This is a genomic window from Lysinibacillus sp. LK3 (assembly GCF_001043675.1).
GTDB classification, from domain to species: domain Bacteria; phylum Bacillota; class Bacilli; order Bacillales_A; family Planococcaceae; genus Lysinibacillus; species Lysinibacillus capsici.
Window position 1 is genome coordinate 497387 of record NZ_LDUJ01000001.1, and the last position, 19569, is coordinate 516955.

Here is a 19569-nt window from a genome sequence, read left to right on the forward strand (position 1 = left end):
TTTAATTGAATGTAGGAAAAAATACACAGTGATTTTCTTTATTAGGCTGAATTACTTAATGTCGAAAAAATAAATGAGTCTAAAGAATTGTAATATTTTAAGGTCAAAGGTAGTATTAAAGAAGTAAGGATGAAGAAAAGGAGGGGCGGTATGAACGCACAAGAATTTGAAGAACTATGGATTACGCTTAATGAGTTATATAATGCGGATCGTTTTTTAGAATATATAGAAATAAGTAGTGCCGCAATTGAAAGTGCCATTATGCTTGAAATGTACGATAAGGCTATCCTTCTATTACGTTATAGCTGTGCCAGTTATTTTCAAACGGGTGATTTACAGCTTTCTATAAGTGTCCTTGAACAATATCGTGAGTTAACCTTTCAACATGGCAACGATATTGATGTAATTCAATATTACAATTTAGCAGCCATTTATTGGGGAACATTTGGTCATTTAAAGAAATCAGAAGAGTTGATGCTGAAAGGCTTAAAAATTGCTGAAGCAATTCAGCACGTGGAGAGCATGGGGAAAATCTATAACAATCTGAGCGACTTAGAAATATCCATGGGAAGCTATCGGACAGCTAAGGAATTTGCCTTAAAGAGTTTATATTATGCGAATGCGTTTGAAATAAAGCATAAAGAGCCTTATACAGGGATTATCCATCCGAAGACAAACCTAGCTGTTGCACTTATTTGGCTTGAAGAATTTGAGGAAGCCAATACGATATTACAAGAATTAATGGCAACGATTCATCATCCACCCTATTCGAAAGTACAACTTGAGGTACTCAATGCCTATGCCTTCCTGTGTGAAAGACAGGGACGTATAAGTGAGGCCATCGATTTATATCAAAAGACAAAGCATTATGCTTTACAAAACAATGACCTTTCTTTACTTCAATTAATTTATAATTCTTTAGTGAAGCTAATTGAGGAGCAAGGCAATAAAATTGTATTATGTGCGATACAAAAGGAATATATAAATATTTTGTTAGAAATCCAGCGTGAAAACTATTCACATGTATTGTTTGAAATGGAATATAACGATCATAAGAAGCAGTTTGAAAAAAATGCCTATATTGATCCTCTGACGAATATTTACAATCGTCGCTATTTTGATGAACAGGCCAAAAAGATGGTCGAAAAGGCGACTGAAAATCATCAGCAATTGGCCCTGATGATGGTGGATTTAGACCATTTTAAAGAAATCAATGACATGAATGGCCATTTATTTGGCGATGATGCTTTGACGAATACAGCCAAAACTTTACAGGACTATTTTCAGCCCTTTGAGTCCATTGTTGCCCGTTTTGGTGGGGATGAATTCATTGTGTTGAGTCAAGTAAAGGAAGGTGAATCAGTGCAAACATTGGCTGACAACCTGTATCAAACCTTAACGGCACTGTCACTAACAGTGAATAATCAAACGGTTCAGTTGGAATTTAGTATTGGTGTCAGTACGAATGATCATGGCAAAATTCAGAAAGTAGAAGAGCTTATCCAGCATGCGGATGAAGCGCTCTATAAATCAAAGCGTAACGGCCGCAACCAAATTACGCACTATAATCATTATTGCGATGTGGGAAATGGTATTTAAAAGAGAGAGAGGCATATCTACGAGGGAAGTGCCTCTTTCGTAAACGTGTTGCTAGTGTGATGGATTAAGCAAGCCATAAAACACAATATCTTCAAAAGTACCGTTTTTATAAATATGATCCTTTAATGTTCCCTCATAGCGCATGCCACATTTCTCCATAATTTTCCCAGAGGCGGGATTGGAATGGAAATACCGGGCATAAATACGATGATACTGTTTCTCCTGAAAGGCAAATTCAATCATCGCTTGAGCAGCTTCTGTTCCGTAGCCATTACCCCAATAGGGCTCTCCAATCCAATAAGCGATTTCTCCTCTTTGATGTTGGGATTGATTTGACAGTCCTATCGCTCCATATAATTGTCCACTTTGTTTGTCTGTTATCGCAAATTCGTAACTTCGATTTTCCTCAAAGTTTTGTTGATGCGTGGAAATCCATGATAATGCACATTCTAATGTATAAGGATAAGGTAAACTCAATGTGCTTTTATAGATCGCATAATTGTTACATAAAACACTTACTTCCTGTGCATCTGCTTGCGTAAAAAGTCGAAGTATTAAACGTGTTGTTTCTATCGTCTTTTCAGTTGGCGAATAAATCATCGAATACCCCCTTTTCAATGGTTGGATTGATTATAGCACAATAAAAAGTAAAGTAAACCAAATAATGGGTGTTATAAAGTATCTTGAATTGGAATAAAAATTTATTGAAAAACGATAAACTATATGATAAATTAAACAGGAGAATAAATAAAAGAGGTGCGTAAGATGAAACGAGAAACGCTCTTTTTAAAGATAGCTGTTTTTCTAATAGGTATACCCGTTCTTGCCTTATGTGTATGGGTGGTGCCTCGTGTTGCTTTGAATACAGTGGAGCATTCTCCCATTTTAACCATTGTTGCTTTAATTGGCGTCTATGCAACGGCTATTGCTTATTTTGTTGCGCTATTTACGACGATCAAACTATTAAGCTATATTGACCAAAACATTGCATTTTCAGAGCTGTCTGTCAAAGCTTTAATCAAGATCAAATATTGTGCAATTATTATTAGTAGTGTTTACGTGGTTGGCATGCCACTGATATACTATGCTGCGGAAGTAGACGATGCCCCAGGTCTTATCCTTATCGGAATGGTCATTATTTTTGCTTCCTTTGTCGTGGCAGTATTTGCTGCTGTGCTGCAAAAGCTTCTAAAAAATGCCATCGATATCAAATCAGAAAATGATCTAACGGTTTGAGGTGAATACTATGGCAATGATCATTAACATTGATGTAATGCTGGCGAAACGAAAAATGAGTGTTACAGAGCTTTCAGAAAAAGTTGGCATCACGATGGCGAACCTTTCGATTTTAAAAAACGGCAAGGCCAAAGCCATCCGCTTTTCAACATTAGAGGCTATTTGTGAGGCATTGGATTGCCAGCCTGGCGATATTTTGGAATATCGGAAGAACGAGGAACTACAAAAATAAGGATCTGCGTAAAGCAGATTCTTTTTTTTGTAGAAATTATTGCCAACAGAAGTAGTCCTATGCTAGGATAAAGAAAAGATATATCGACAGGCAGTCGGTCAATTATAAGGAGTTGTCTTATGAGAGAAATAAAAAAAGCGGAAGAACGCAGAAATGAAATATTAGATGCAGCGGATGAATTATTTGCACAGAAGGGATTTGATGGCACTAGTACGAGTAATATTTTGGAAAAAGTAGGCATTGCTCGAGGTACCCTCTATTATCACTTTAAATCTAAGGAAGACATTATGGATGCGCTCATTGAGCGTTATACAAGCACAATGCTCGCAAAGGCGAAAACCGTTGCAGCAGACAAGACTATAGCTGTAAATGAGCGGATATTGCGCGTTGTCATGGCATTGAATATGCAAAATGAACAGGGTGGACAGGAAATGATGGAGCATGTTCATAGACCGCAAAATGCCTTGATGCACCGTAAAATACAGCAAGTGGTCATCAATCAAGTGCCACCAATCCTTACTGCCATTATTCGGGAGGGCATTGAGCAAGGTATTTACCAAACGCCTTATCCCTATGAGTGTATGGAAATGATTATCGCTTATACCAATACGGTATTCGATGATGATCTCGTGTTGATGACAGATGAGGAAAGAGCTGCTCGTATTCCGGCATTAATTTTTAATATTGAACGAATGCTAGGGGTGGAAAGTGGTAGCTTATTGTATATGATGCGAATGTTTGGAAATAAAGGAGAAGGCAGTCCGAACTAAATATTTTAGGTCTTGTTAGATTTGATGGCGATTAACAATATACAAAGAGGTGACTTATGTATTGGAAAATTGTGCGAAATGATATGGCAAATAGTAAGCTAATTACAGGTATGACCATGCTATTTGTGGCGGTAGCAGCTTTACTTGTCACACTATCAGCAGTACTTATGGTCCATTTGACAAGCGCAATTGACACACTGATGAAACAAGCAGAAACGTCTCATTTTCTTCAGATGCATGCAGGGGAAATCGATCAAGTGCGGCTTACTGAATTTGCAGAGCAAAATAAATATGTAGATGAATATCAAATGAATGAATTTCTAAATGTGGAGGGCTCGAAGATCCATATTGCGGGTACCACATTGGCACATAGTGTGCAGGACAATGGTTTCAGCACACAAAGTGAGAAATTTGATTATTTACTTGATCTTGATGGTCATGTGATTGAAGTGGCAAATGGTGATATTTATGTACCTGTAAGCTATTGGAAGGACGGCATTGCCGACTTGGGGGATACTGTCATCGTTCATGATCAAACCTTTACAATAGCAGGATTTCTAAGGGATTCACAGATGAACTCAATGCTGGCGTCCTCCAAACGCTTTCTTGTCAGTGAACAAGATTATGCAGCAATCCAGGAAGCGGGAACAGTTGAATATTTAATTGAGTTTCGTTTGAAAAATTTGGCGGATTTAAAGAATTTTGAGGAAGCCTATACAAGTGCAGGGTTAGAAGCAAATGGACCAACCATTACCTATAAGCTTTTTCAAATGCTGAATGCCATATCAGATGGGCTTATGATTGCTGTGATCTTGCTCATCAGTGTCCTTGTAGTCGCTATTGCGTTTATGTGTATTCGATTTACATTGCTCACTAAAATTGAAGAGGATACTCGAGAAATCGGTGTGATGAAAGCAATTGGCCTACGAGTGGCAGATATTCAGAAAATGTATCTAGCCAAATATGGCGTTATAGCTGTGATTGGTTGTATGCTCGGTTTTGCCTGTTCCTTCTTCCTTCGAGATATTCTATTAGAAAATATCCGTCTGTTCATGGGAGAAACGGACAATGTTTCACTCATTTGGTTGTTCACAGGTTTGGGGTTGTTGCTCGTGTTTATCGTGATTATGGGCTATGTACAATCGGTACTGAAACAGTTTCGCAAGCTATCAGCCACGCAGGCTCTGCGCTTTGGCACAATGCAAGGAAAAGGGCAACATGCAAAATTATTGAACCTCAGCGCCAATAAAAGGCTACCGATTAATCTTTTCCTTGGCATAAAGGATGTGCTATCACGAAAAACACTTTATGCGACAATGCTTGCAGTATTAGTATTGGCAACATTTATTATCATCGTCCCTCAAAACTTACACAACACAATTGCAGCTAAAAGCTTTATTACGTATATGGGTATTGGGAACAGTGACATCCGAATTGATATCCCACAAGGCAAGCAAAATGAACAACAGGTGGCAGCGGTGATGGATAGGCTTGAGCATGACACAGCCATTAAGAATTACACTGTTTTGACAACAAAAAAATTCACAACGATTGCCGAGGACGGAACAGCGCAAAACCTAAAAATAGAGCTGGGTGACCATACGATTTTTCCCTTAGAATATGCACACGGAGAGGCTCCAGTTGCTCCTAATGAAGTGGCACTTTCGGTGCTCAATGCAGAGGAGCTTCAAAAAAAGGTTGGCGATAGTTTAGCAGTGGTCATTAATGGACAGAAGAAAAATTTGAGGATTAGCGGTATTTATTCAGATATTACCAATGGAGGCAAGACTGCGAAGGCAGCTTTCTCTGACCATTCTACGGATAGCATGTGGAGTGTCGTCTATAGTACGATGGCAGATCCATCTCTTGTTGCAGAAAAAAGGGCGGAATATGCAAAAACCTTCTCATTTGCCAAAGTGTCAGGTATTGATGATTATATTTATCAAACTTTTGGTACGACGATTCATGCCATCGAAAAGGCAGCTCGTGCAGCACTCGTCATTGCCTTATTGCTATGTGTGCTCGTGACATTATTATTTATGAATATGCTGATTGCGAAGGATCAAGCGCCCATCGCTATCATGAAGGCATTGGGATTCACGAATGTCGATATAGCTACACAATATGCTGCACGTTCGATTTTTGTATTACTGCTTGCTATCTCGATGGGGACGTTGCTCGCAAACACGTTAGGTGAATATTTAACTAGTACGGTCATTGCCTCATTCGGGGCGGCTTCCTTTGATTTTATGATTAATCCACTAGCAGCGTATGTTTTTTGCCCACTAGCGCTTAAAAGCGTTGTTCTGCTAGCTACGCTATTTGGTACGTCAAGGGCAGGGCAGGTAAAAATTATTGAGCATATAAAGGAGTAGAACCTATGAATATCGTAAGTGGTGAGCAAATAGCAAAGACGTTTCAGGTAGGCAAAGAACAGCATCCCGTTTTACTGGATGTATCAGTTGCCATCAATCAAGGGGAGTTTATTTCCATCATGGGCCCATCAGGCTGTGGTAAATCGACACTGTTGTATGCCCTTAGCGGGATGGACAGTATTGATCAAGGTCAGGTCATCTTTGATGGAACGGATTTAACGACATTAAGTGACAAAGAACTGGCTGATTTGCGTAGAACGAAAATGGGCTTTGTCTTTCAGCAGCCGACCTTTCTAAAAAGCTTAAATATCCTCGATAATATCCTGTTACCTGCGATGCGTGATGAGCGAAAAAATGTCAGGGCCTTGACAGAAAGGGCACTACAGATCATGAACAAAATGGGGATTGCAGACTTGGCAAAGCGAGATATTACACAAGTGTCTGGTGGGCAGCTTCAACGGGCAGGCATCTGCCGCGCCTTGATTAGCAACCCGCAAGTGATCTTTGGAGATGAACCCACAGGCGCATTGAATTCAACGTCTGCACAGGAAATCATGGATTTATTAGCCTCCATCAATAGTGAAGGCACTACGGTGATGCTTGTGACCCATGATCCAAAGATTGCCGCAAGAACAGAGCGTATCCTTTTTATGTCTGATGGTGCTATCGTGAATGAATTGAGATTGCCTCGATTCACAGGCGCCGATTTAGACGATCGAATGGTCAAAGTTGTCTCTACTATGCAAAAAATAGGTATTTAGCTTGAAGAAATCCGTAATGATTTAAAAATTACGGATTTTTTTTGATAAAATGAATCGCATTCTTTACGGCGACCGTCAGTAGTGTAGAAAGTAGGTGAGGGCAATGATGTCTATTGAACAGATAATCGAGGAGCACGGTGATTACTTACTAAAGGTCGCCTATCTATATGTAAAAAATAAGGCAACGGCGGAGGACATCGTGCAGGATGTGTTCATCGCCTTTTATCAAAAGCAGGGACAGTTTCGTCAGGAAGCATCCTTACGTACATATTTAGTGAAAATGACGGTTAATCGAAGTCACGATTATTTACGAAGTTGGAAAAGTAAACGACTGACATTGTTTGAAAAGATCACGGGGCGCACAACAGCTATGACACCTGAAAAGGAGATGCTAGAGAAAACTGTAAAAAAAGAGCTGGTGGAGGCACTGTTTACATTATCAGTTGCCTATCGAGAGGTCTTGATTTTGTATTATTTTGAGGAGATGTCGACAGTGGAAATTGCACAGCTTGTACACTGTCCGGAAGCAACGATTCGCACAAGATTACAGCGAGCTCGTAAACAATTAGCAACAGCAATGGGTGACTTTGATTGGGAGGTGCTACGCCATGAATCAATTTAAAGAGGAACTATTAAAGGAGCTACAAGATGTCAAGCTCTCACAGCAGCGCAAACAAGTAATCGCGGAAAAAGCACGACGAAAAGTTCAACGTAAAGCAGATGGTCAATGGACGTATCGCATCGTGTTCGCAACCTTTACTATTTTTGTTATCGGTTTTAGCTATATCTTGACACAACAGAAGGGGCAACAGGGTTCAGGCCATCAGGCGGCTAGCCTACAGTCCGATAATTGGCATTGGTGGTCACTATTTGCTTCGGATTATGTAAGAGGAATGATTTTACTGAGCATTTTTATAGGCGCTACATTTATTGTCAAACGCTATCTATTGAAAAAGGGGTATGGTTTACCTGTTTGTATTGAATGTGGGGAGAGTTGGTCTGAGAAGGATGCACGTAAATTATATCGCAAAAATAGTGAAATTGTGTGCCCTCATTGTGGACAAAAACAATATCGCACAAAAAAATCCATGCAAATCAGTGGTGTAATGACGATGCCAGTGCCACTGCTGATTATGCTACAGCATGTTTTCCATCATTTTGTTATCGGTCTCATTTTCTTTTTAGTGGGCATGTTCTTCTACCATTATCAAATTGCGCCATATGTGTTTAAGCTACAAGAGAAAGACCCGATGAATGAACCTTTATGGTAATGATTTTGGCAAGAAATTGCTAGGCTAATCTAGCAATTTCTTTTTTTATTCTAAAATAGATTGACAATGGTTTTCATTTGCTTTATCTTTGTGTTAACTTATTTTTATTATTAGTTAACGCACAAGGGGAGGCTTTTTACATTGAAAAAAGGAAGTACATATCAATATGTGTTAGCAGCATTTGGGGCAGCAATAATCGCAGTTTTAGCACAGGTAACAATCCCGCTACCACTTATCCCGATTACAGGTCAAACGTTAGCGGTTGGAATTATCGTGACGATTTTAGGGACAAGATTAGGCACGTTATCTGTTCTATTATATATTTTACTAGGGGCAGCAGGTTTACCTGTATTTAGCGGTATGTCAGGTGGACTAGGAATTTTAGTTGGTCCAACAGGTGGATATATTGTAGGCTTCCTTGCCACAGCCATTATTATGGGCTTATACTTAGATAAATTTGGTATTACATTTACTCAAGCTATTATTGCGAATATCATTGGGATGATTGTTACATTAGCGTTTGGGACAGTGTGGTTAAAAATTGTAGCAGATTATACATGGACAGCTGCCTTTATGGGTGGTGTTGCACCATTTGTCGTGGTTGGTATCGTCAAAGCGGTACTTGCAGCATGGATTGGTGTGATCGTTCGACGTCGCTTAGAAAGAGCGCACTTAATTGAAGCAATAGCATAGGACATGGGAGGAATTGTTTTGGCAACATTATGGACAGGTGGTAAGATTTACACGATGGCTCAGGTTGGTGAAACAGTGGATGCAGTCCTTGTTGAAGATGGAAAAATTGTGGCGACAGGCTCAGTGGAGAGCTTGTCGCCACTAGCTGCTTCTATCCAACATTTAGAGGGCAATATCATGTATCCAGGCTTTGTCGACAGCCATTTACATATTATTGGCTACGGAGAAAAACTCAAGCATCTTGATGTGTCGGCGGTTACGAGTAAAGAGGCGTTACTTGTGAAGCTTCAGGAGCGAATGGCTGAGGCGTCAGCACATGAATGGGTCATTGCGATTGGACTAAATGAAAACCAATTTGAGGAGCCCGTTTTTCCGACCTTAGCAGAGCTAGATGCCCTTGGAGATGCTCATTTAATCATTAAACGGAGCTGTCATCATTTGATTCTAGCAAATTCCAAGGCACTCGCTTTTGCAGGAATTACAAATAGGACTCCTTCGCCAGAGGGGGGTGTCATTGACAAAGTAGATGGTCAGCTCACAGGGATCCTAAAGGATGCTGCATTGTATTTAATTGTTAACCAGATGCCACATATTACACCTGCTTATATTGAGGATGCACTGACAAAGGCGGTGACCTCATTGCAATCCTATGGTTTAGTAGGGGGACATTCAGAGGATTTAAGCTATTATGGACCGCCAAGCCAGCCGATTCAGGCTTATCGCAAAATAGTAGAGGCACAGCAATCCTTTAAGGTGCATGTATTACAGCATCATACAGTCTTTGAAGAGGTTGCGAAGATGGATTTATCTTCCTCACCATTTTTGGAGTTTGGTGCGATGAAAATTTTTATTGATGGAGCCTTTGGAGGTCGTACGGCTGCACTACGTCAGCCTTACTGCGATGATTCGGACAATGCAGGGATGCTTATTCATACAACTGAGCAATTAACAAGCTATGTTCAGCTGGCACGTCAATATGGACAAACCGTTGCCGTGCATGCCATTGGGGATTTAGCAATCGACACGATTTTAGACGTTTTTGCGGCATATCCTCCTCAGGAAGGTCAGCTTGATCGCGTAATTCACTGTAGCTTAGTCGATGAGGAACTATTAGCCAAGCTAGCTGCATTACCAGTGGCAGTGGATATGCAGCCGCAGTTTGTACAGGGAGAATACCAAGCAGAGCTATCGAGACTTGGAGAGGAGCGCGCACAGGGCTTACATCCTTTAAAATCGCTTCTTGACAGAGGGCTGATTGTCGCAGGCGGCAGTGATGCGCCAATTGAAGTGCCAAACCCGTTGCATGGTATTTATGCGGCTGTCACTAGAAGAAATTTTGAGGAAACACATGATGGCTATAACCCTCATGAGAAAATTTCCCGATTTGAGGCAGTCCGTTTGTATACAGTAGGAGCGGCTGAAATCATTGGACAGCAATTGATGCGTGGCAAAATTGCAGAAGGCTTTGCTGCAGACTTTACGATTTTACAAGAAGACGTTTTTACGGTAGAGATGGAGCAGCTTCCACACATTCAAGTCGCATGTACGGTTGTGAATGGTCAGATAGTATATGAAAATCGCTGAGAAGGTTATCCTTCCCAGCGATTTTTTTATGGGACTATTGTTTGTCAGTTAATTGTTTTACTTGTTGTTCTAGGGTCGACACACGTTTTGATAAGTCCTCTACTTGCTGTTGCATGGTTGGTGGAGGAGACACAGGGGCAGTGGATTTCATTTTTTTGATCATATGGATCATTACGAAAAAGATCGCTAGAAACATACATAAAAGAACGGTTGTACTAATGATATCACCAAGGTTGAATTTCATGTTTGCGCTCCTTTCTGTAGCGGGTATCTAGTTATATACAGGGTAGCCTGCTAAAAAGTTTCAAAAAAATGGTGAATGTCACGATTAATACAAAAATTGACGCCTACTTTGGTGTAGAGGAGTGCTATTTTATTGGCTTCGAGGAATGGGTCATAGCAGTCAAAACATACGTTAGTAGTGAGCGATTTTAACAGCATGATAGGGGTGAGTATGTGCACAAGGCAGGACAAGTAATGCGACAGGCTGTCCATAATATTTATGTTTATCGATTCGATTATGTACAGGTTTTCGCATTAATTAGAATCTTTCAGTTTTTATTAATGATCCCTGTAACCTCTATCGTTTTGAAGCTCATGCTACGAGTAACAGGGTTTACACATATTACTGAGCAAAATTGGCAAAGCTTTGTGACGAATCCCTTTGTGATGATAATGATTTGTCTATTAATTTTGCTGTTTTTATTATTTGTATATTATGAGATGGGCTTTCTATTTCTCATGGCCTTTCATCAGCAACGAGGACTTCGCTACCGATTTCTTCCTTTATGGCAACAATTAAATCGCAAGGTTGTCTATTTTTTTAGTGTGCAAGTTCTATTTCTCATCGTCTATTTAGCACTATTAATGCCACTAGCTTCCTTTATGCTACCCCTTACATTGACTCAATCCATCTCCCTACCACATTTTCTAACTGAAGAAATCATGAGTAGTCGAGCGGGTAGGCTAGCATATGCTGCAGTGGCAAGCATTATCGTGATGATAGGTATTCGAAGTATCTTAACGTTACCTATCTTTACAATCCAGCCGAACATCTCTATTTTGCGTTCTTTTAAGCAAAGCTGGCGATTTTCCCAGCGTGGTTTATTTGAACTAGTCGTGCTACTAGCTATGCTTTTAACAGGTCATCTGTTGATGATGCTTGGTATCACAGTGGTCGCTACGTTTCCGCTCTATCTAATTGAACGTTTAATGCCAAGTGCAGCCTTGGTTACGGCTGGGCTGACACTAGCCTTTTTAGAAATGGTCTTTGTGGTGCTATTTAGTTTATTACAGGCGATGTTTTCACAAGTTATGGTCGCCATCACGTATAATACGCTAGTTATAGGCAAATTGAGCGGGACTACACATCGGAAGCGGCGCTATAAGCCATTACTATTGATCAGTGGCATTGTGTTTCTCGTATTAAGTATGATGAATATCAATTCATTAGAGAAAAGTGTCTATGCGCCAGATACCAAAATTATTGCCCACCGCGGCTATGTAGCAGGCAATGTAGAAAATACAATTAGTGGATTGGTGAGTGCGGCCAATGCGGGGGCAGATTTAATTGAAATCGACATTCAACAAACGGTGGATGGGGAATTCGTCGTCTTCCATGATCGAACATTACGAAGGTTAGCAGGTAAAAATGGTGTTATTGCGAATATGACCCTGAGCGAACTAAAAACGTTAACCATTCATCAAAATGGCTTTAGCGATAAAATTGCTTCATTAGATGATTGTATTGAAATTGCCAAAGCGTTAGATGTGGCGCTTCTAATCGAATTAAAGGTGCATGGTCAAGAAACAGAAGATGTTTTACCTAAATTAGTAGAGAAGCTACGAAAATACAAGGTGCTAGATTCCTATTATGTGCAATCCGCTGATGGACAGAAAATGACGCAATTAAAAAAATTGGTGCCGAATTTGCGAGTCGGTATTGTCTATGCACTCAATATTGGACCGATGGAGGAAAATGTTGATTTTATCGCACTGGAGGAATCCTGGGTAACGGAGCAGCTTATCCAAGAATTGAAGCAACATCCGACCGATTTATTTGTTTGGACACTCAATGACGACCGCTCCCTGCAAACCTTTATCGAAAAAAATGTCAGCGGCGTCATCACTGACCACCCCGACGTCGCCCGTGAGCTAAGAACCCAGCAAAGCGAAAACCAGTATTTCTTACAGCGCATCCTGAATCGTCTGAGATTTATCTTTTGATCAGGGGAGAATAAAATTGCGAAGAAGCGAATATCCAAAAGCAAAGCACCGCCATCTAGTAAATCGAATATTCAAGAGAAGTCGCTCGCAAATCGCTATCGCTCAAAATGAGGAAGTAAAGCTCTAGCCATAAAAATGGAGACAGTTTGTAACCTTTTTCGTGTGAACACGACTACTTTATTGAATTCGGGAAAATGAAGGAGATGCTTTTTGTATGAAAATGACGAAAGTCGTACCATTTGCTATGTCAGCATTATTATTAGGGGGCGCGATTGGAGCTCCAACTGCATCAGCGAACGAAGGAGAGGCTACTGTGATTAACGCAGAAACTTCGGAGCAACAAGTGCAGCCTATTTTTATTAAAGTGACAGGTACAGTTGAAAACGTAGAAGTACGTGAAAATGCCACATACTATACAGTGGTTGATGGTGACAATACAAATATTGTGATTGCCAATAAAGACTCATTAGTTTTTGACAATATGGGAAAAGAAGCCAAGCTTCAAAAAGGAGATAAGGTGTCAGCTTACTCATATGCCAAGAAGCCGATGCTTGCGATTTATCCACCACAATACAACCCAGAAGTAATCATTGTAGAAACAGAAGAAATGGGTAGCGTGGAAGTGGATTTCTTCAATAAAGATTTAGTGGATACTGAAAATAACCTCAAGTTAAATGTTGGGGAAGACACGAAGCTAGCAAGTGCTACTGGCAAAGCTGTGAAAGTGGACGATTTAAAAGAGCAGCATTTAGTGGTGTTCTACACAATCGCAACGATGAGCATCCCTGCTCAAACACCGCCATCAAAAGTGATAGTATTAGATACAATTGAGAAGGAAGAGCCTGTTGAAGTGGATCCAGTTCCAACACCAGAACCAGCTCCAGCTCCAGTTGATTCAGCGGTTCAAGAAATTATCAATAAAGACTTTTACGAAGTAGATGGGACAAAAATGGTGCCGCTACGCTTAATCGCTGAAAAGCTAGGCTTTAAAGTAGAAGTAACGCAAAAAGGTGCCATTGTTTCAAAAGGAGCCCTTTCGTATACAATTACGCGAGGTCAAAAAGAATATGGTTATAATAAAGCGCTTCGCCAATTTAAAGTAGCCCCTGCTTTATTAGAATCTGGCAAAACATACGTACCTGTTGAATTTGTAGAGGAATTAACAAAATAATCTCGTCATCTCCCTTTATGGTTTCTACCATGAAGGGGGATTTTTTATGGGAAAAAATAGTTGTAGAAAAATATTTTAAAAAAGGTTTTAGAGAGCAGTTGGAGACAACTGAAATTGGTTTTTTGTGGAGTTTTCATTTTACGCTTAAGAGAAATAAGTGGCTTTAGAGAGAAAAAATCAAACAGAAAATAATATTCAGAGTATTGACAATTATTAAACTATTATTTAAAATTCAAAACAAATCCACATAAATACAGAAATAAAGTGTTGGATTTGTGGATTTTGTTGGATTTAACTTTGTGTTTGGAGTGATGATGTATGTCTCTTTCGTTTGAGGAACGTAAAAAAGTGATTTTAGATATTTTAGATTTAGAAGGAAAAGTGAAGGTAAGTGATGCAGAGCAGCTATTAAATGTATCAGGCGAGACTATACGTAGAGATATGGATCGATTGGAGAAGGAAGGGCTTCTACACAAAGTCTATGGGGGGGCTGTGAAGGCAAAGGAAAAGTATGAGAGGACCTTTGAACAGAAAACGTCACTTAACAATATAGAGAAGAGAAGGATTTGTAAGGCTGCTGCAAATATTGTGGAAGACGGTGATGTTATCTTTATCGGTCATGGTACAACAGCCTATGAAATCGTTCGTTATTTAGGTGATAAGCCCAACGTCATTGTCGTCACAAATTCACTCCCAGTTTTATCATTAGCCGCAGAATGCTTTCAAGGGAAGGTGCTCTTTGCGGGAGGAGAATATGAACATCGACAAAAATTTATGGGAGGTCCATTAGCTGATTTATTTTTTAATCAACTAAAGGCAAATAAAGCCTTTGTTGCTGCAGGCGGAATTTCGTTAGCAGATGGTATTACCGACTATGATATTACGGGCGCAGCGATTTCAAAGAAATTAATAGAGCGGGCAGAAAATACGATTATTTTAGCGGACCATACGAAATTTGGTGTCTCTACATTTGCGCATATTTGTCATTTAGAGGACGTTTCGATGGTGATTACAGATCAAAAGAGCTCCACACAATGGCAGGAACGATTACAGCAGAAAAAAGTGGAATTATTCATTGCAGGTGAAATGTTGGATGACGTCAATGTATAGGAAGGTGGAAACTATGGACTATTTTGCAAATAAACAGGCAACCTTACAAAAATCAATTGACTGGTGGAATCCAGGAAAAACGAAACAGTGGCAAATCGATGGTGTTGATGTCGTTATCGGGAAACGAGAGGGCTATTATTTCTACGATGTGGATGGCAAAAAATTAATGAATGCGCATCTCAATGGCGGAACATATAACCTTGGCCATCGTAATCCAGAAGTCATTGCTGCATTAGTGGAAGGAACCAATTATTTTGACATTGGTAATCATCATTTTCCATCTACTGCACGTGCACAGTTAGCTGAAAAATTAGCAGCCTGCACACCAGAAGGCTTAACATATTCTATTTTCTCTAGTGGTGGAAGTGAAGCAATTGATGTGGCTCTAAAGTGTGCGCGTTATGCTACAAAACGTAAAAAAACGATTTCCATTAAAAATGGATATCATGGACACACAGGTCTTGCAGTTTCGCTTGGCAATGAACGCTATTCAAAACCATTTTTAAGTGAGGGCAGTCCCCATGAATTTGTGCACGTACCTTTCAATGATCTGGCGGCAATGGAACGAGAGCTTGCTAGAGGGGATGTAGCTAGCGTAATTATCGAGACTATTCCTGCGACATATGGTTTCCCCTTGCCCACTGCTAATTACTTGGCTGATGTCAAATCACTTTGTGAACGATACGGGGCATTATATATTGCAGATGAGGTGCAAACGGGCTTGATGAGAACAGGTAAGCTGTGGGGAATTGAGCATTATGGCGTGAAACCGGATATTCTGGTGACAGCAAAGGGGCTAAGTGGCGGTATCTATCCAATTGCAGCTACAGTGGTCAATGAACGAGCAGGCGGCTGGATGGAAGAAGATGGACTAGCCCATATTTCTACATTTGGTGGAGCAGAACTAGGTTGTGTAGTAGCGATGAAAGTATTAGAAATCTCCCAACGTCCTGAAGTAGTAAAGAATGTAGAATATGTTGCTCGTTATCTACGAAGTGGTTTAGAGCGTATTCAACAACAATATCCTGATTTCTTTGTGGGCATTCGTCAGCTTGGCGTTGTTATGGGCCTAGAATTTAATCATCCTGAAGGGGCTAAATATGTGATGAGCTCCTTGTACAAACATGGTGTATGGGCCATTTATTCAATGCTGGATACACGTGTGTTGCAATTTAAGCCAGGGCTATTATGTGATAAAGCATACTGTGATGAATTGCTTGAAAAATGTGAGGCGGGCATTAAAGAAGCAGCGCAGCTTGTAAAATTTGCACGCTATTAAAGGAAAGAAAGCTTGTCAATTTAGTAAACAGGGGGTTTTCTAGATGGGTCAAATGGATTTCATAGATTTAGAATTGGTCCTTTCCAACTTTCATCAAGCAGCAAATGATGCATTAAAGGAGTTTAGTTGTTTACTAGAAGCATCTTGTAAAATGATTGATTATTCCGAAAATGCGACGTATCTCGTAGAAGATGGGCAGGGCAAAAAATATATTCTGAGGATCAGCCGACCAAATTACCATAAAAAAGAGGAGATCGAAGCGGAGATTGCCTGGTTAAACTCGCTCCATGAGCAATCTCCTATTGATGTATCACTACCGATGCGAGCAGATGACGGTGACTACGTACATGCTCATTCGTATAATGACACGATATATTATAGCACATTATTTACATTTTTGGAGGGCAATGCTCCTGATGAGAATAATGAAGATGACTTAATTCGGCAATTTGAAACATTAGGCGAAATTACAGCCATGTTCCATAAACACACAATCGAGCAGCATGATTATTACCAAGCCTTTCAGCGCATGACATGGGACTATGACACGATTCTAGGTCAATCTCCAAAATGGGCGAGATGGCAGGATGGACTAGGAATGACCCCTGCACGAATCGCTTTATATGAGGAAGCATCACATATCATTCAAAAGAAGCTTGAGGCATTTGGGAAAGAGAAAACACGATTTGGTCTTATCCATGCGGATTTACGCTTAGCTAATTTACTCATCTATGGGGACGAAATTAAAGTAATTGATTTTGATGATTGTGGTTTTGGGTGGTTTTTATATGATTTAGCCACATCGGTGAGCTTTATTGAGCACATGCCGTATCTTAATGAGTTGATCGCTTCATGGGTTAAGGGCTACAGCAAAATTCGTTTATTAACAGACGCAGAAAAAGAAATGATTCCAACTTTTATATTAATGAGAAGGCTACAGCTTATTTCGTGGATTGGAAGTCGTGATAATGAGACAACGCGCTTACTTGGTGAAAATTACACGCTTCAGAGTGATGATTTAGTGAAAGCCTATGTAGAAAAGTATCAAGACTGTACCAACTAAATAACGATCAAAGGTGGCGAATAACATGTCTTCGAAAAAGGATGAAATCATCGTATTAAAGAAAGCCCTTACACCCATCCATTTATGGACAATTGGCGTCGGCATTGTGATTTCTGGTAACTACTTTGGCTGGAATTTTGGTTTAAGTCAATCTGGTTTTTTAGGAATGCTCATTGCCACATTATTTATGGCGATTATGTATTTAACGATGACCTTAGGTATTTCTGAATTATCGACGATGTTACCTTATGCAGGAGGACCTTACTCCTTTGCTCGACGGGCGATGGGGCGTTATATCGGTTTTATTACAGGAGTTGGTGTCGTGCTGCAATATGTCATTGCCGCACCAATTATCGCGATTGGTATTGGGGGCTATATCAGCTTTTTGTTTCCAGCCGTACCGACAGTGGTGGCAGCTGCCTTTATGTATGCTCTGTTCATGGGGGTTCATATTATTGGCATTAAAGAATATGCCACGATCGAAATGGTGCTTGTTTTTATTGCTTTAGGCTTACTAGTCTTAATGTATTTCGTTGGTTTACCGCAAATTAATGTGGGCCATTTATTCCCTGAGAATGGCGATCTTATACCAGGTGGATTTAAAGGCATCTGGTCAGCATTGCCCTATGCGATGTGGCTATTCCTAGCAATCGAGATGTTGCCTATGTTATCGGAGGAGACGAGAGATGTGCAGAAGGACATGCCGAAGGGGTTAATTTCAGGTATGGTGACCTTGCTGATTTTATCCATTTTGACAACAACTGTTGCCATTGGGCTAGCTGGCATCGATGTCATGACGGTTGCTGAAGATCCATTGCCAGCAGCGATTGCCGCTGTTTTTGGAAATACGTATTGGTTGGCGCAGATTTTAGCATCTGTTGGCTTAGTAGGACTAATTGCAAGCTTTTCGGGTGTGATTTTGGCTTACTCTCGTCAGGTCTATGCTTTATCACGTGCAGGCTATTTGCCAAGCATGTTATCGAAGATGCATAAAAAGCGTCAGACACCATATATGGCCATTATTTTGCCAGGCTTTATCGGGTTAGTGTTAGTCATTTTATTTAATCCAGATGATTTAATTTTAATTTCTACCTTTGGGGCATTAGTATCGTATATTACGATGAATTTATCGGTGTTGATTTTGCGTAAAAAGGAACCTCATTTAGTACGTACCTTTAAGACACCGCTGTATCCATTTACGCCTATTGTCTCACTTGTGCTAGCCGTCATTGCTATCTTTGCGAGCTTCTTTGCGAATTTGACTTTTTTCATCGTTTGTTTAGCTGTTTTTGCTGTGGCAACGATCTATTATTGGGTGTGGGCAAGACACCATATTAACGAGGATGCACCAGAGGAACGCTTTGCGAAGGACGCTACAGTGCAGGTAGAGGTGCAAGCACCAGTATCGCCAATAGAGGCTATACGAGAATAAATAAAGGGATGGGTTTTCCTATGACAAAAGTGGAATGGGTCATTTTTGATAAGGATGGAACAATCATAGAAATGGATTCTTTATGGATTGCCTGGGCCAAAAATTTATATGCTAATTTAACTGAAAATTCAGACTTAGAGATCTATTTTTCCTTACAAACTTTTTTAAGAAACATAGGGGTTAATGACAATGGAACAACGATTGACCCAACGAGTCCTCTAGCTATTGGAAGTATACAAGAAGCTGAGACGATCGTGGCGTTCTTACTCTATCAGCAGGGAATCCCATGGAGCAAAGGGGTAACACTTGCGAGAGCAGCTTCCAACTTAGCCACATCGCAGCAGGAAAATAGCAAGGTACAGGCATTACCAGGTATTCGTAATCTCTTAATAACCTTAAAAAATAAAGGGAAGAAATTAGGGGTGATTACAGCTGATCAAACGGCACGAGCCAAATCTCATTTACAACAGCTAGAGTTATTAGCTTTGTTTGATTTCGTTCTAGGAAGTGACCAAGCTACATCCAGTAAGCCCTTCCCAGACTTAGCATATGTGGCAAAGGAACAATTTCAAGTATCGCTTGAGAAAGCCGTGATGATTGGCGATTCGAATGCAGATATGCTCTTTGCTAAAAATGCTGGCATGTGCTTTTCCATTGGCATCATTCCTAGTACCACATACCCAAAGGATTATTTACCTGATGCAACCGCAATTATTGAAGCGTATGACGAATCTGTTCTCACCATGCTAATCGAAAAGGAGTGAGCA

19 protein-coding genes are annotated in these 19569 nt (G+C 40.2%); 17 read left to right on the plus strand and 2 right to left on the minus strand.

The annotated features are described in order from the left end of the window. Nucleotides 1-150: 150 nt before the first annotated feature. On the plus strand, nucleotides 151-1599 hold the full coding sequence (locus VK91_RS02355) for a tetratricopeptide repeat-containing diguanylate cyclase (RefSeq protein ID WP_048390399.1): 1449 nt from the start codon (nucleotides 151-153) through the stop codon (nucleotides 1597-1599). Nucleotides 1600-1650: 51 nt separating this feature from the next. Here VK91_RS02355 and VK91_RS02360 read toward each other — a convergent pair whose 3' ends face one another. Further along, nucleotides 1651-2199 carry a GNAT family N-acetyltransferase gene (locus tag VK91_RS02360; protein ID WP_004229045.1) on the minus strand — a complete coding sequence of 183 codons (549 nt, stop codon included), beginning with the start codon at nucleotides 2197-2199 and terminating at the stop codon, nucleotides 1651-1653. Nucleotides 2200-2364: 165 nt separating this feature from the next. Here VK91_RS02360 and VK91_RS02365 point away from each other — a divergent pair, with 165 nt between their 5' ends. The 9 genes from VK91_RS02365 (at nucleotide 2365) to VK91_RS02405 (ending at nucleotide 10521) form a co-directional block, all read left to right on the plus strand. Then, complete coding sequence (locus VK91_RS02365) at nucleotides 2365-2835, plus strand: DUF2975 domain-containing protein (RefSeq protein WP_048390401.1); 471 nt, start codon at nucleotides 2365-2367, stop codon at nucleotides 2833-2835. A gap of 10 nt (nucleotides 2836-2845) precedes the next feature. Further along, nucleotides 2846-3067 (plus strand): helix-turn-helix transcriptional regulator, encoded by a 222-nt coding sequence (locus VK91_RS02370; RefSeq protein WP_004229042.1) that lies wholly within the window; start codon nucleotides 2846-2848, stop codon nucleotides 3065-3067. 119 nt (nucleotides 3068-3186) lie between these two features. After that, nucleotides 3187-3837, plus strand: a complete 651-nt coding sequence (locus VK91_RS02375) for a TetR/AcrR family transcriptional regulator (RefSeq protein ID WP_048390403.1) — start codon at nucleotides 3187-3189, stop codon at nucleotides 3835-3837. Between the two features lie 56 nt (nucleotides 3838-3893). Next, entirely contained in the window at nucleotides 3894-6212 is a 2319-nt protein-coding gene (locus tag VK91_RS02380) for an ABC transporter permease (protein WP_048390405.1), read from the plus strand. Between the two features lie 5 nt (nucleotides 6213-6217). Then, nucleotides 6218-6973 (plus strand): ABC transporter ATP-binding protein, encoded by a 756-nt coding sequence (locus VK91_RS02385; RefSeq protein ID WP_048390407.1) that lies wholly within the window; start codon nucleotides 6218-6220, stop codon nucleotides 6971-6973. 103 nt (nucleotides 6974-7076) lie between these two features. Further along, the gene (locus VK91_RS02390; protein ID WP_048390409.1) at nucleotides 7077-7595 is read left to right on the plus strand and encodes a sigma-70 family RNA polymerase sigma factor; all 519 of its coding nucleotides are present in this window, start codon (nucleotides 7077-7079) and stop codon (nucleotides 7593-7595) included. Continuing rightward, complete coding sequence (locus tag VK91_RS02395) at nucleotides 7582-8244, plus strand: TIGR04104 family putative zinc finger protein (RefSeq protein WP_048390411.1); 663 nt, start codon at nucleotides 7582-7584, stop codon at nucleotides 8242-8244. Before VK91_RS02390 ends, VK91_RS02395 begins: the two co-directional genes overlap by 14 nt. Nucleotides 8245-8385: 141 nt before the next feature. Beyond that, complete coding sequence (locus tag VK91_RS02400; protein ID WP_048390413.1) at nucleotides 8386-8937, plus strand: biotin transporter BioY; 552 nt, start codon at nucleotides 8386-8388, stop codon at nucleotides 8935-8937. Nucleotides 8938-8955: 18 nt separating this feature from the next. After that, nucleotides 8956-10521: an amidohydrolase gene (locus tag VK91_RS02405; RefSeq protein WP_053075669.1), complete on the plus strand. Its 1566-nt coding sequence runs from the start codon at nucleotides 8956-8958 to the stop codon at nucleotides 10519-10521. Nucleotides 10522-10555: 34 nt separating this feature from the next. On the opposite strand, the gene VK91_RS02410 is transcribed toward VK91_RS02405, so the two are convergent. Beyond that, on the minus strand, nucleotides 10556-10765 hold the full coding sequence (locus tag VK91_RS02410) for a hypothetical protein (RefSeq protein WP_048390417.1): 210 nt from the start codon (nucleotides 10763-10765) through the stop codon (nucleotides 10556-10558). A 212-nt stretch (nucleotides 10766-10977) separates the two neighbouring features. Between VK91_RS02410 and VK91_RS02415 the strand changes: the two genes are divergently transcribed. The 7 genes from VK91_RS02415 (at nucleotide 10978) to VK91_RS02445 (ending at nucleotide 19566) form a co-directional block, all read left to right on the plus strand. Beyond that, complete coding sequence (locus tag VK91_RS02415; protein ID WP_048390419.1) at nucleotides 10978-12747, plus strand: glycerophosphoryl diester phosphodiesterase membrane domain-containing protein; 1770 nt, start codon at nucleotides 10978-10980, stop codon at nucleotides 12745-12747. A 214-nt stretch (nucleotides 12748-12961) separates the two neighbouring features. Further along, on the plus strand, nucleotides 12962-13918 hold the full coding sequence (locus tag VK91_RS02420; protein WP_048390421.1) for a stalk domain-containing protein: 957 nt from the start codon (nucleotides 12962-12964) through the stop codon (nucleotides 13916-13918). Nucleotides 13919-14236: 318 nt separating this feature from the next. Further along, complete coding sequence (locus VK91_RS02425; protein WP_048390423.1) at nucleotides 14237-15028, plus strand: DeoR/GlpR family DNA-binding transcription regulator; 792 nt, start codon at nucleotides 14237-14239, stop codon at nucleotides 15026-15028. A gap of 13 nt (nucleotides 15029-15041) precedes the next feature. Next, complete coding sequence (locus tag VK91_RS02430; RefSeq protein WP_004229019.1) at nucleotides 15042-16307, plus strand: aspartate aminotransferase family protein; 1266 nt, start codon at nucleotides 15042-15044, stop codon at nucleotides 16305-16307. Between the two features lie 43 nt (nucleotides 16308-16350). Further along, entirely contained in the window at nucleotides 16351-17370 is a 1020-nt protein-coding gene (locus VK91_RS02435; RefSeq protein ID WP_048390425.1) for a phosphotransferase enzyme family protein, read from the plus strand. 25 nt (nucleotides 17371-17395) lie between these two features. Continuing rightward, nucleotides 17396-18802, plus strand: a complete 1407-nt coding sequence (gene eat, locus VK91_RS02440) for an ethanolamine permease (RefSeq protein WP_048390427.1) — start codon at nucleotides 17396-17398, stop codon at nucleotides 18800-18802. A 20-nt stretch (nucleotides 18803-18822) separates the two neighbouring features. Next, a complete protein-coding gene (locus tag VK91_RS02445; protein ID WP_048390429.1) occupies nucleotides 18823-19566 on the plus strand; it encodes an HAD family hydrolase in 744 nt (247 codons plus the stop codon). The last annotated feature ends 3 nt before the right edge of the window (nucleotides 19567-19569 follow it).

Excerpts from the sequence above, each read along its gene's own strand:
- VK91_RS02420 (WP_048390421.1), top strand. The coding sequence starts at position 12,962 with ATGAAAATGACGAAAGTCGTACCATTTGCTATGTCAGCATTATTATTA.
- VK91_RS02355 (WP_048390399.1), top strand. The coding sequence starts at position 151 with ATGAACGCACAAGAATTTGAAGAACTATGGATTACGCTTAATGAGTTA.
- VK91_RS02445 (WP_048390429.1), top strand. The coding sequence starts at position 18,823 with ATGACAAAAGTGGAATGGGTCATTTTTGATAAGGATGGAACAATCATA.
- VK91_RS02375 (WP_048390403.1), top strand. The coding sequence starts at position 3,187 with ATGAGAGAAATAAAAAAAGCGGAAGAACGCAGAAATGAAATATTAGAT.
- VK91_RS02430 (WP_004229019.1), top strand. The coding sequence starts at position 15,042 with ATGGACTATTTTGCAAATAAACAGGCAACCTTACAAAAATCAATTGAC.
- VK91_RS02365 (WP_048390401.1), top strand. The coding sequence starts at position 2,365 with ATGAAACGAGAAACGCTCTTTTTAAAGATAGCTGTTTTTCTAATAGGT.
- VK91_RS02360 (WP_004229045.1), bottom strand. The coding sequence starts at position 2,199 with ATGATTTATTCGCCAACTGAAAAGACGATAGAAACAACACGTTTAATA.
- VK91_RS02385 (WP_048390407.1), top strand. The coding sequence starts at position 6,218 with ATGAATATCGTAAGTGGTGAGCAAATAGCAAAGACGTTTCAGGTAGGC.
- VK91_RS02425 (WP_048390423.1), top strand. The coding sequence starts at position 14,237 with ATGTCTCTTTCGTTTGAGGAACGTAAAAAAGTGATTTTAGATATTTTA.
- VK91_RS02410 (WP_048390417.1), bottom strand. The coding sequence starts at position 10,765 with ATGAAATTCAACCTTGGTGATATCATTAGTACAACCGTTCTTTTATGT.
- VK91_RS02370 (WP_004229042.1), top strand. The coding sequence starts at position 2,846 with ATGGCAATGATCATTAACATTGATGTAATGCTGGCGAAACGAAAAATG.
- eat (WP_048390427.1), top strand. The coding sequence starts at position 17,396 with ATGTCTTCGAAAAAGGATGAAATCATCGTATTAAAGAAAGCCCTTACA.
- VK91_RS02390 (WP_048390409.1), top strand. The coding sequence starts at position 7,077 with ATGATGTCTATTGAACAGATAATCGAGGAGCACGGTGATTACTTACTA.
- VK91_RS02395 (WP_048390411.1), top strand. The coding sequence starts at position 7,582 with ATGAATCAATTTAAAGAGGAACTATTAAAGGAGCTACAAGATGTCAAG.
- VK91_RS02380 (WP_048390405.1), top strand. The coding sequence starts at position 3,894 with ATGTATTGGAAAATTGTGCGAAATGATATGGCAAATAGTAAGCTAATT.
- VK91_RS02435 (WP_048390425.1), top strand. The coding sequence starts at position 16,351 with ATGGGTCAAATGGATTTCATAGATTTAGAATTGGTCCTTTCCAACTTT.